Origin of the sequence: Sphingomonas sp. Leaf62, from assembly GCF_001421915.1 — a bacterium.
Classification (GTDB): domain Bacteria; phylum Pseudomonadota; class Alphaproteobacteria; order Sphingomonadales; family Sphingomonadaceae; genus Sphingomonas.
In genome coordinates this window covers 119,314-130,934 of record NZ_LMLN01000023.1, presented here as the reverse complement: position 1 = coordinate 130,934, position 11,621 = coordinate 119,314, and the positions used below count along the sequence as shown (strand labels likewise).

The 11,621-nt window shown below is 66.1% G+C and carries 9 protein-coding genes and 1 pseudogene; 4 read left to right on the top strand and 6 right to left on the bottom strand.

Going from position 1 to position 11,621, the window contains the following annotated elements; all coding sequences use genetic code 11:
* A pseudogene (locus tag ASE91_RS20600) lies at positions 1-99 on the bottom strand (TerC family protein); the annotation flags it as partial.
* 465 nt (positions 100-564) lie between these two features.
* On the opposite strand from ASE91_RS20600, the gene ASE91_RS09780 reads away from it, so the two are divergent.
* Positions 565-1,662 (top strand): DUF3616 domain-containing protein, encoded by a 1,098-nt coding sequence (locus tag ASE91_RS09780; protein WP_162233645.1) that lies wholly within the window; start codon positions 565-567, stop codon positions 1,660-1,662.
* 5 nt (positions 1,663-1,667) lie between these two features.
* Here ASE91_RS09780 and ASE91_RS09775 read toward each other — a convergent pair whose 3' ends face one another.
* The 5 genes from ASE91_RS09775 to ASE91_RS09755 form a co-directional block, all read right to left on the bottom strand.
* On the bottom strand, positions 1,668-2,660 hold the full coding sequence (locus tag ASE91_RS09775) for a 3-keto-disaccharide hydrolase (protein ID WP_056625721.1): 993 nt from the start codon (positions 2,658-2,660) through the stop codon (positions 1,668-1,670).
* A gap of 107 nt (positions 2,661-2,767) precedes the next feature.
* Positions 2,768-4,063, bottom strand: coding sequence for a serine hydrolase domain-containing protein (locus ASE91_RS09770; RefSeq protein ID WP_056625717.1), 1,296 nt, complete (start codon positions 4,061-4,063; stop codon positions 2,768-2,770).
* Between the two features lie 147 nt (positions 4,064-4,210).
* A complete protein-coding gene (locus tag ASE91_RS09765; RefSeq protein WP_056625591.1) occupies positions 4,211-6,070 on the bottom strand; it encodes an Ig-like domain-containing protein in 1,860 nt (619 codons plus the stop codon).
* A gap of 32 nt (positions 6,071-6,102) precedes the next feature.
* Positions 6,103-6,411, bottom strand: coding sequence for a hypothetical protein (locus ASE91_RS09760; protein ID WP_055998037.1), 309 nt, complete (start codon positions 6,409-6,411; stop codon positions 6,103-6,105).
* 407 nt (positions 6,412-6,818) lie between these two features.
* Complete coding sequence (locus ASE91_RS09755) at positions 6,819-7,772, bottom strand: GGDEF domain-containing protein (protein WP_162233644.1); 954 nt, start codon at positions 7,770-7,772, stop codon at positions 6,819-6,821.
* A gap of 185 nt (positions 7,773-7,957) precedes the next feature.
* Here ASE91_RS09755 and ASE91_RS09750 point away from each other — a divergent pair, with 185 nt between their 5' ends.
* The 3 genes from ASE91_RS09750 to ASE91_RS09740 are packed head-to-tail and all read left to right on the top strand — an operon-like array spanning position 7,958 to position 11,536.
* On the top strand, positions 7,958-9,442 hold the full coding sequence (locus ASE91_RS09750) for an efflux transporter outer membrane subunit (RefSeq protein WP_056625714.1): 1,485 nt from the start codon (positions 7,958-7,960) through the stop codon (positions 9,440-9,442).
* Positions 9,442-10,824, top strand: coding sequence for an efflux RND transporter periplasmic adaptor subunit (locus tag ASE91_RS09745; RefSeq protein WP_056625584.1), 1,383 nt, complete (start codon positions 9,442-9,444; stop codon positions 10,822-10,824). Before ASE91_RS09750 ends, ASE91_RS09745 begins: the two co-directional genes overlap by 1 nt.
* Positions 10,814-11,536, top strand: a complete 723-nt coding sequence (locus ASE91_RS09740; protein ID WP_056625582.1) for an ABC transporter ATP-binding protein — start codon at positions 10,814-10,816, stop codon at positions 11,534-11,536. Before ASE91_RS09745 ends, ASE91_RS09740 begins: the two co-directional genes overlap by 11 nt.
* The last annotated feature ends 85 nt before the right edge of the window (positions 11,537-11,621 follow it).

Sequence of the window (11,621 nt, the reverse complement as noted above, 5' to 3'; positions counted from 1 at the left end):
CATCACGTCGATCAGCACGACCTGCGTAAAGGCGGCGAGCGCGGACGGACTGCCGATATTGGCAAAGTCCGCGACGATATGGTTCCAAAGTTCGGTCATCGGTTCAACTCATGCAGGAAAGGCGAGCAGGATCATACCGGCAAACGGCAGGACCATACAGACGCCGTAAAGGGATCGGCGCGCACCGCTGATGGTCAACCCGACCGATCACCGCAAGACCGGATATGCACCCGGCATGATGTGCGAAGGGGAAAGCGTGAAGCGATGCCGGAGGAACGGCGAGGCGCGCCCCCTCCGGGCTGGCCGTACCCCGGCAAAGGCCGGGGACAGTTGGGGACGTCGGCAACCTGACGTGAAGCCTTCCCAACCAAACCCCCGCCTACGCCGGGATAACGGCGCGATCTGGTTCCGTTCGGCGTTTTCACCGCGGTCCGCAAAAGCGGGAATTGCAATCGCGGTCGAGGGTCGTACCCTGCCACAGCCAGATCATCCGTTCGTGCGAGGCCAGGCGTTGGTCCACCGGCTGTCCGGCGCGAACATTCCATGGCTTTCGAGGATTTGCCGATGTCCGATCCGTCCACGCCATGGCCCGCAACTAGCCAGCCGTCGGGCACCGAGCGCCTGATCCTGAATGCCGAACGCGGCGACGCCGACGATCCCGCGCTCGACCTGTCGGCAGCGGCGCGGCAGGGCCGGACGATGTTCCTCGGCAGCGACGAGGGCGTCCGGCTCGAACGGCTGATCGGCGATGGCGAGGCTGGCTGGGGACAGCATCGCCGCTTCCCGCTCGACGCGATCCTCGACCTCGACTCGTCGGGCGAAGCCGATATCGAGGGGCTGGCCGAGGAGCATGGCTGGCTATGGGTGCTCGGATCGCACGCCCGGACCCGGCCGAAGATCGGTAAGCAGGGCGACGACCGGATCGACCTGACCCAGTTCGCCACGCTGAAGAATACGCGGCCGCGCTGCCTGCTGGCGCGCCTGCCGCTGGCCGCCGACCCCGAACTGGACGGCGCGGTGCTGCCGGTGCGGCGCGACGGCGATCGCCGGGCGGGGATGCTGCGCCAGACCAAATATGGCAACCGCCTGTCGCGGCTGATGCAGGAAAGCCCGCTGCTGCGCCCCTTCACCCGCATCGCCGCCAAGGAGGGCGGCGTCGATCTGGAGGGGATCGCGGTCGCCGGCAACCGGATCGCGATCGGGATGCGCGGCCCGGTGATCCAGACCTATGCCGTGCTGCTGGAAGTCGAAGTGGTGCCCACCCGGACCGGTCGCCTCAAGATCCTCGGCCCGATGCACATCCGTGTACTGGAACTGGACGGCCTCGGCATTCGCGACCTGAAGCGCGACGGGGCCGACCTGCTGATCCTCGCCGGCCCGACCACCGGGCTGGACGGGCCGTGCGCGGTGTATCGGTGGGCGGACTGGCTGGGCGATCCACCCCAACATGACCAGATCGTGCGGCGGCACCGGCCCGAGCGGATCATCGACCTGCCGTTCGGGCGCGGTGACGATCACCCGGAAGGGCTGGTGCTCATCGACCTGCCGGAGGGTCGACGCGACCTGCTGGTCATCTGCGACAGCCCCGCCGCCGCGCGGATCGACCGGACGACGCACAGTGTCCGCTGCGACCGCTTTCGCCTGCCCGACCGGGATGGGTGACCCGATTACCCACCCACCACGATGCGTGGCAGCGTCCGGATCGGCTCGACGGTGATCTCGCGGAACCATGTCTCCGCCCCCTCCGACTGGAGCTGGATGCGGCCATGGGTCAGCGGTTGGCGGCGGCCATCGGCGGCAATGGTGGCGAGGTCGCGAACTTCGGCGACGGGCACGCCGTTGACGACATGCACCGCCCGGTCACCGACGACATAGAGATCGATCGTGTTCCATTCGCCGACCGGCCGTTCGGCGTCGCTCGCCGCCTCGACATTCCATGTGGGCGTGCCGTTGACGATATCGATCGTGCGCCCGCCCGCGCGATAGCGAAGATGCGGCGCGATCAGTGACGGGTCGAAGCTGACATCGGTATGCCCGCGCAGCTTCGGACCGACCGCGACGATCATGCCGGTCGACCCGGTCATGATCTCGAACTCCGCCGATGGCCGCCACGTCCCGAACACTTCGCCGGGCGTGCCGTGCGTGTGATAGAGCAGGCCGTTGTTGCGCGGCTGCGTCTCGCGCGGGGCATAGGTCTTCGCGCCCCATTTGAAGCGCAGGCGCAGGTGATAATCGCGCAGGTCGGCCCGGTGGACCAGACTGCCCCACGTCTCGCCCTTAACCCAGATCGCCGGGGCACCGTCGACCATCCGCACCGCGAAATCGCCGCGCGTATCGCGGCTCGTGCCGACCGGCTTGTCGGGCGGGTTGCGATAGGTGAGTGCCGGATCGGCATAGCCGAGCCACGGTTCCCAGTCCTTCAGGGTCCGCCCGTCGAACAGCGCGATCTTCCTGCCCGCCGGCTTCGGCAGGTCAACCAGCGTCAGCCGCTGCGGCGTCGTCGCGGGTTCGCCGGCGATGACGCGCGCCGCTTCCTTGCTGTCCTGCGCCACCGCCGGACCGGCCAGCGACAACGCCGCGGCAAGGGCGATCGGTCCCGCGCGCACCTGCCACCCTGCCGGCACGCCCGATACCCGTATTCCAGCGACCAGCCCTGCCATGCGACGCACCATCATCCCCCCACCCACATCGTTTCGTTACCGCTACCATAGGCGGCGGGCGATACTTGGCAAGGGCATGAAATCGTTCGCTATCTCTGGCGTACGGCCTATTTCAGCGCCTGGTAGATCAGCGCGCGCAGCTTGCCATGGTCGTCGATGCTCCCGGCGGGCAGCAACTGCGTCATATAGACGACGGTCAGCCGCTCGGCCGGATCGACCCAATAGCTGCTGTGATAGGCACCGCCCCAGCCAAACTCGCCGACCGATCCCAGCTCCCCCGCCTTGCCCAGATCGGTGCGCAGGCTGAACCCCAGGCCGAACCCCTTGCCGGGTTCATAGGGAATGTCGACCAGCTGGTTGCTGACCATCAGCTCGACCGTCTTGCGCCCGAGATAGCGCCGACCATCCAGTTCCCCGCCACGCCGCAGCATTTCGAGGAAGCGGCTGTAATCCGCCGCGGTCGACAACAGTCCCGCCCCGCCCGACAACGCGACACGCGGGCCGCGCAGATAATGGCCCTGCCCGACATGGCCGCCGCCGTTCCACACCCCCGGATCGGGGTTGCGCCGGACGCCGGCCGGATCGGCAGCATAGACGGCGGCGAGCCGCCCCGCCTTGGCCGGCGGCAGGTAGAACGACGTATCGCGCATCCCCAGCGGTCCGATGATCCGCGCATTCATGAACGTATCGAGCGTCTGCCCACTGATCTTCTCGATCAGCACGCCCAATATGTCGGTGCTGTAGCCATAGACGAATTTGGTGCCCGGCTGCTCGGCCATCGGCAGCGCCGCCATGCGCGCCACGACGTCCGCGACCGGTTCGTTGCGATCGGCGAAATACCATCCGTAGATGCCCGCGTCGCGCCACGCCTTTTCGCCCGCTCCCCCGCCATAGGAGATACCGGCGGTGTGGGTCAGCAGATCGCGGATGGTGATCGCGCGCTTCGCCGGCACGACGTCATAACCGCCCTTGTCGTTGGCCACCGCGACGGTCGTCTTGCCCCATGCGGGCAGGTATTTGCCGACCGGATCGGACAGTAACAGCTTGCCGTCCTCCATCAGCATCAGGATGGCGACGCTGGTCAGCGCCTTGGTCTGCGACGCGATGCGGAAGATCGCGTCCTGCCGCATCGGATCGCGCGCTTCCTTGTCCCGCCAGCCCACCGCATCGGCATAGACCGTGCGGCCATCCTGCTGAATCTGCACGACCGCGCCGGCGATGCGCCCCTGATCGACATAGGCCTTCAGCAGCGTCGACAGTCGCGCGAGCCGTTCGGCGGATAGGCCGGGTGCCGGCCGGGCGTGGGCAATGTGCCGCGGCTTCGCCTGGGCATGGGCGGAGGGAACCGTCGGCAGCGCGGCAAGCAGCGTGGCGGACGCGAGCAACCCGCTCCAGAATTTCATCGACATATCCCTCCCGGCCATTTCCGACACGCATAGCGGAACGGATGCGACACGGGCCAGCGCGTTTCCGTCGCCGGTCAGACGAAAACGGACGCCGACCCGCTGTCCCCAGCGCATCGACGTCCGTTTCGGCAGCAGGGCTGCGGTTTAGATCAGCGTAAGGCCGCCGATGCCGGCGCTCGATCCGACGAGCGAGTAGACATAGTAGGTCACGCCGTCATCGGTGACCGATCCGTCGAACTCGACGGTAGTCAGCGCATTGCCGTCGATGTCGGTCAGCGTGAGCGTTCCGGTACCGTCGGGCAGCGAGATATTGCCCTTGCTGCCCTTGATGATGCCGTCGTTGTTGCCGTCGAACAGCTTGGTCGTGGTGACGATCATGTCATCCTTGCCGAAGCGGTTGATCGTGTCGTCGCCAAGGTCGACGCCAAGGCGGGTGTCGAAGAAGAAAACGTTCTTCGCAGTGTCATTGGCGTCGCCCGAGAAGACGTTGTCGCCGAACGTGCCTTCCCTCGCACCGCGCGGACGGATGCTGTCGTCGCGGTAGATGAAGTTGCCTTCGCCATCGCTGCCCAGCAGACGGAGCGCCGATACGCCCGCGATCTGCACCGAGTCTCCGCTGGCGTCGAGGGTGACGCGATTGTTGGTCAGGCCGATATAATTGTCGTTGTTGTAATCATACAGTTTCTTGTCGGTCACCAGCAGATCGTCCGAACCGAAATTGACGATGCGGTCGTTGCCCGACGATGCGGCCGTTCCGAAGTAGAAGGCGTCCGAACCGGCCGTACCGCTCAGTACTTCGTTCGCGGTACCGCTGCCGTTGATGATGTTGTAGTTCTGCAGCAGGTCGAGCACCGGGTCGACGACCGGATCGATGATGACCGGTGCCGCGTCGACGGTCAGCTTGACCACCGCGTTCGTCTTGTTGACGCCGTCCGACGCCGCATAGACGAAGCTGTCGCTGCCGCTCCACCCGGCCTTCGGGACATAGATGAAGCTCCCATCGGCCGAAAACTGGATGGTGCCGTTATTGGGACCGTCGACCAGGCTCGCGCTCAGCGACTTGCCCTCCGGATCGCGGTCGTTCGACAGGACATTGCCCGACAGGCGACCGTCTTCCTTGCCCGAAAAGGCGTCGGCGACCGCGATCGGGGCAAGATTTTCTGCCGGCGGCGGGGGCGGCGGCGGCGGGGTGACGACCGTACCGGAATTGATTTCCGAGATCGTCGCCGACAGATTGTCGGTGACGCCCATATACATGGTGATCTTGGTCGACTGGCCCGCCCGCAGCGTGCCGAGGCTGAAGGTCAGGTTCAGCGTCTGATCGACGGTCCTGGTATACCCTTGCTCCTGGGACGTCGCGGTCGAGGCATAGGGATCGAGATTGACGAAGCCGTAGAACGACGCATCGGCGCGCGAGTCCTGCGAATACAGGAAGAACGGCGTGTCCTTCTGCAGCAGCGCCGTCACCAGCGCGCCCTTGCTGTCCTGCTGTTCGATCTTGTTGGTCGTGGCATACTTGCCCGACTGATCGGGATCGGCGGTCCGCATGTACCGGACGTCGCTCATCGTCGCCGACGAATTGTTGGTCAGGATCACGTCGATACGAATATACTTCGCATCGTCGGCCAGGGTGATCGTCTGCGCGACGCCCAGATTGTCCTTGGTCTCACCGGCCCAGTTCGCGACGCCGTTGCCCTTGGCCGACGCCTCGCTGAGCGAACCCTTGATCTGGTAATAGCCGGTCAGCAGCTGGTTGCTTTGCACGACCTTGGTCGAACCCAGGTTGTAGCCGATGTTGAACCCCTCGATCGAGCGACCCTGCAGCAGCGCGTCGTCGAGGGTCGTTTCCTTGCCCTTGCCGAACCCGTCGAGGTCGGCGAACAGGCCGCTCCGCAGAAAACCGCTATCGGAATCCGTGGCAAACCCCTTTGGAGCATTCTTGGTCGTGCCAAGGCCGCCCCATTGATTGATCCCTATCCCCAGATAGGTCCCCTGCAAGAACACTTCACCATTAGAAACCGCGCTAGAAATAGTCATCAATATCCCCGCTCGAGATGCTCGATCCAGATTGTTGCCAAACACGCGGCCGCACATTGCCCGAAGACAACCCGGCCGCTTTCCGCCGATCCATAATCCGACTTTTGGAAATACTTGTTACAACGATACACGTTCGCACCGCCGGCCCCGTTATTCGTCACGAGATCGGCACGACCCCGTTGCCCGTTGCCGTTATTCTGGCGGCTAAGCGATGCTCCCTTCACCGTCGACAGTCTGGCGATGAGACGTTCAAGAATCGCGCCAAATTGGAACAGTTGTCGGAACCAAAATCGAGCGATGTTATTCATCGACGGATTCCACCGTTTCGTCGTACGTCGAAACGTGCGACCGGCAGCGTCTTGCCGGTTTGCCGGCAAGCATTGTCGGACATAACGACCGCGCGTTTACCATGATTCGCAACACGTTATATTATCTCAATAGATCGGATAGTTACGACGATCTCCGCTGCGGCGCACCAGGACCGCTCGGGGGGCACCGGCGCTGCCGGAACGGTGAACGGGACAAGGCGCAAAGCCGTATCGTCGCCCTGACCGGGTGCCTCCGACGCAAGGATTGTCCTTTGGTGCGTCTCAAGTAACGGACACGCCCGTTACTATGCTTTATTTGGAGGTCGTCGGCCGACCTGCCCCGCGTGACACCTTTGCCACTATCCGGCCTGCGCTTCGCGGGCGCAACACGCCCGTTTCGATCCGTGTCAGCCGATCTCGATCAGCCGCGCCTCGGCCAATACGCGGTTGCCACCCTGCTTGCGGGCCTTACGCGACAGGCGGACCGCCGCCTTGGTCAGGTCGCGCGACAACCGCCCGCGACTGGTCGCGACGCCGGCCGACAGCGTGACCTGCCCCAAAGGCTCGTCGGTTTCGCGTACCCGCAGGTGGCGCGACGCCATTTCGGCGCAGGCGCTCTCCAGCCGGGCGATCCCGGTCGCCAGATCGGGTTCGTCGATGACGGTCAGGAACGACGTGTCGCCCCACCGCCCGACCTGGTACGGCGCGCACGCGTCCTTCAGCGTCATCGCCGCCGCCTTCAGCACCCTGTCGCCCATCGCCGGTCCATGCGTCGCGACGAATTCGTCCAGCTGGTCGATATCGACCACCGCCACCGAACAATGACCGATCGTGTTGAGACACGCGTCGAGCCGTTCCACCATCGCTTCCCAGCCCGGCAACCCGGTCAGCGGATCGCGTCCCATCCCCTCTCGCACGCCGTTCAGCGTGTCGCGCAGCACCTGCGCCTGTTGCAGTGCCGCCGACAGCGAGCTTTCCGCCTCGGCGGTGCGGTCGATCATGAACACGACCAGCCGGTGGATCTGTTGCGGTTCGGCCGACACCAGTTCGGCAGCGGTACGGGTCAGGTCCTGGTTCAGCCCGCCGGTCGCGGCCGACACCTTGGTCAGCAATTCGAGCAGCTGGATCGTCAGCCGGTCGAACGTACCGTCGCTGAACGGCGACGCGATTTCGGGCATCAGCGAACGGACCGCCTCCTCGCGCAGCCGCACCCCGCCCTCGATCTCGCGATCGACCGCATCCGAAAATTCCCGATCGACGCCCGTCAGATATCGATAGGCGAACGCATAATGTTCCGGACTATGATCCAGCCTTTGCGCATCAAGAAACCGCAGCGCCCGTGCGCCGATACTGTCTGCCATGCCCATTCGCCACTCTGATCCGGTTCAGATGAACCATATCGCAGTGGCGTTAACGGCGGGCTACCATGGTGCACCGCCTGCGGATCACCGGCTCCATTTCGGATCAATATCCGACGCGGTCGCCGGCGACAAACTGCGACAGTTTCGTGCTGGACGACCGCTTCATTTCCACATATCGTTTATCGATGTTGCGCCGCACCGCCCTGCCTGGCCTCGCGTTACTGGCGAGTGCCTGTACCACCGGCCCCGTGTACCGCGCGCCGGTTGACGCCGCACTGGGCGTACCGCCCGCCTTTTCGGTGGCAGCGACGCCGGCGCCGCGCGAGGACCTGACCCGCTGGTGGGCACGGTTCGGCGATCCGTTGCTGGTTCAACTGGTCGACCGCGCCGCCGCCGACAATCTCGACGTGGCACAGGCGGTCGCTCGATTGCGACAGGCGCGCGAGCAACTGGTGCAGAGCCGCGCGTCGCTGTTCCCACAACTGTCCGCCTCGGGCAGCTATTCGCGACTCGAAGTGCTGCGCGGCGGCGGCGGCACCACCACCCTGCCCGACGGCACCATCGTCCAGCGCAATATCGGCGCGTCGGACAGTTTCTCGGTCGGAGCCGACGCCCGCTATACCGCCGACATCTTCGGCGGCGTCCGCAGCGGCATCGCGTCGAGCCGCGCGCAGCTCGACGCGACCCGCTACGACTATGCGACGGTACTGCTGTCGGTCCAGTCGGAGATTGCGCGCAACTATCTGACCGCGCGACTCGCGCAGGCGCAACTGGCCAATGCCCGCGCATCGATCGCGCTGCAGGACGACAATCTGGAGATCGCCGGCTTCCGGGTGCAGGCCGGCCTCGTCTCCTCGCTCGACGTCGAACAGGCGCGCACCGCCCGTGCCCAGACCGCCGCGCAATTGCCGCAGATTGAGGCGAGCTATGCCGCCGCCGTCGCGCGCCTCGGCGTGCTGACCGGCCAGGCCCCCGGCGCGCTCAGGGCCGAGATGGCGCAGACCGCCGCGATCCCCAGCGCCGACCCGCGGATCGGTACCGGCATCCCCGCCGACACGCTGCGGCTGCGCCCCGACGTGCTGGCCGCCGAGCGCAATCTGGCCGCCGCCGTCGCGCAGATCGGGGTCGCGACCGCGCAACTCTATCCGGCGCTCAGCCTCGGCGGCACGGTCGATACCAACGCGACCTCGTTCACCGCGCTGACCGATATCATCAACGGCCGGCTGTTCGCCTCGATCGCGCAGACCATCTTCGACGGCGGGCGATTGCGCGCGCAGGTGCGCGGCCAGCGCGCCGCCGCCGACGCCGCCTTCGCCGCGTATAAACAGACGGTGCTGACCGCGCTGGAAGATGTCGAGAACGCCATCGTCTCGGTCGACAGCGCAACCGCGCGCGAGCGCGAGTTCACGGTCGCCGCCGATGCCGCGCGCAACTTCGCGCTGCTGTCCCGGCTGCAATATCGCTCGGGGCTCACCGATTTCACCACACTCAACCAGGCGGAATCGTCGTTGCTGTCGGCACAGAACGGGCTGGTGCAGGCGCGCGCCGACCGCACGACCGCCCTGGTGCAATTGATGACCGCGATGGGCGGCGGATGGAGCGACGCCGCCATCCCCGATCCCGTCACCGCCCCCGTCCCTGACCGCGCCACCTACACTAAGGACCGCTGATGGCCGATCCGACCGACCCCGATCTCGATCAGTTCCTGCGCGTGAAGGCGCAACCGCGCTGGCGCAAATGGCTGAAATGGGTATTGATCGCGCTGGGCGTGGTCCTGCTCGGCCTTGCCGTGCGCAGCTGCGTCAAGGGCGACGACGCGCCGAAATATGCGACGACGGCGATCGAACAGGCGCCGTTGACCGTCACCGTATCCGCCACCGGCAAGCTCGCCCCGACCAATCAGGTCGAGGTCGGATCGCAGTTGTCGGGCCTCGTCACGCAGGTCGTCGCCGACGTCAACGACCGGGTCCGCGCCGGGCAGCCGCTGGCGCTGATCGACCCCGAACAGCTCGACGATGCGATCCGGCAGGGGCAGGCACAGGTCAACGCCAATCAGGCACAGGTCGCCACCGCGCAGGCAACGCTGTCCGAAGCCCGCGCCCAGTTGCAGCGGCTCGAAGAAGTCCGCCGCCTGTCGGGCGGGCGCGTGCCGTCGGCCACCGAACTCCAGACGCAGCAGGCGGCGGTACAGCGCGCCGAGGCCGGCGTACGACAGGCGCAGGCGAACGTCGTCGCTTCGCGCGCACAGCTCAATTCCAGCCAGACCCAGCGCTACCGCGCGATCATCCGCTCGCCGGTCAACGGCGTGGTGCTGGCGCGACAGGTCGAACCCGGCCAGACCGTCGCCGCCTCGTTCAACACCCCGACCCTGTTCGTCATCGCCGAGGATCTGAGCCGGATGAAGCTGGAGGTCGCGATCGACGAGGCGGATGTGGGGCAGGTCAAGGATGGCCAGCGCGCCGATTTCACCGTCGATGCTTTCCCCGGGGAAACTTTCCCGGCCAAAATCACCCGCGTCGATCTCGGCTCCAACCTGTCGTCGCAGTCGTCGAGCAGCACCACGACCAGCACCGCGAGCACCACCGGACAGGTCGTGTCCTATGCCGCGACGCTGTCGGTCGCCAATCCCGACCTGAAACTGCGCCCCGGCATGACCGCGACGGCCGAGATCGTGACGCTGGAGCGGCCGCGCGCGCTGCTGATCCCCGATGCGGCGCTGCGCTTCCGTCCGCAGGACGGCGATGCCTCGGCGGGCGGCGGCGGTCTCGCCAGCGCATTCGGCCCGCCCCGGCGGCGACGTGACGGCGGTGCCGGCAAGGCGGCGACGATCGGGCGCGGTTCGCAACAGACCGTCTATATCCTCGGCGACGACGGCAAGCCGCAGCCGGTGCAGATCACCACGGGCAACAGCAACGGCGCGATGACCGAAGTCACCGGCGGGGGCCTGCGCGCCGGCATGAAGATCATCACTGCGCAACTGGCCGACCCTAGCGGCAAGAGCAGCAGCAAGGGCGGCGCGTCGAAGGGCGGCGGGGGTCCGCGTGGCAGCTGACGCCCCCCTCATCGCCTTGCGCGGCGTCACCAAAAGCTATGGCACGGGCGCGACGCAGTTTCAGGCGCTGAAAGGGGTCGACCTCGACATCACCGCCGGCGATTTCGTCGCGGTGATGGGGCCATCGGGGTCGGGCAAGTCGACGACGATGAACATTCTCGGCTGTCTCGACGTGCCGACCGACGGCACCTTCCTGTTCCGTGGCCATCACGTCGAACGGTTGAACCGCGACCAGCGCGCCCTGCTGCGACGCAACTATCTCGGTTTCGTGTTTCAGGGGTTCAATCTGCTGAGCCGCACCACCGCGCTCGAAAATGTCGAGCTGCCGCTGCTCTATCGCGGCGATGCCAAGGCTGAGCGACGGCGGGCCTCGATGGCGGCGCTCGAAAAGGTCGGGCTCGACCGGTGGTGGGACCACACCCCCGCCGAATTGTCGGGCGGGCAGCAGCAACGCGTCGCGATCGCCCGCGCCATCGTCACCAATCCCGACGTGCTGCTGGCCGACGAACCGACCGGCAATCTCGATTCCGAACGATCGGTCGAGATCATGCACCTGCTGACCGACCTCAACCGCACTAGCGGGATCACCGTGCTGATGGTGACCCACGAACCCGACATGGCCGCGTTCGCGCGGACGGTGGTACATTTCAAGGACGGGCTGGTCGAGCGGATCGAGGCGCACCATGCGCAGGGGGAGGAGGTGAATTCATGACCGTCGCTGCCCCCACCCCCCTACCCATTTTTCCAATCCGTTCGGTTCGAGTAGCGATCGAGCTTGTCGAGAGCGCGTATCGAGA

Bases quoted from the DNA above. Each gene is read 5' to 3' on its own strand.
- ASE91_RS09780 (WP_162233645.1), top strand. From the start codon at position 565: ATGTCCGATCCGTCCACGCCATGGCCCGCAACTAGCCAGCCGTCGGGC.
- ASE91_RS09775 (WP_056625721.1), bottom strand. From the start codon at position 2,660: ATGGCAGGGCTGGTCGCTGGAATACGGGTATCGGGCGTGCCGGCAGGG.
- ASE91_RS09770 (WP_056625717.1), bottom strand. From the start codon at position 4,063: ATGAAATTCTGGAGCGGGTTGCTCGCGTCCGCCACGCTGCTTGCCGCG.
- ASE91_RS09760 (WP_055998037.1), bottom strand. From the start codon at position 6,411: ATGAATAACATCGCTCGATTTTGGTTCCGACAACTGTTCCAATTTGGC.
- ASE91_RS09755 (WP_162233644.1), bottom strand. From the start codon at position 7,772: ATGGCAGACAGTATCGGCGCACGGGCGCTGCGGTTTCTTGATGCGCAA.
- ASE91_RS09750 (WP_056625714.1), top strand. From the start codon at position 7,958: ATGTTGCGCCGCACCGCCCTGCCTGGCCTCGCGTTACTGGCGAGTGCC.
- ASE91_RS09745 (WP_056625584.1), top strand. From the start codon at position 9,442: ATGGCCGATCCGACCGACCCCGATCTCGATCAGTTCCTGCGCGTGAAG.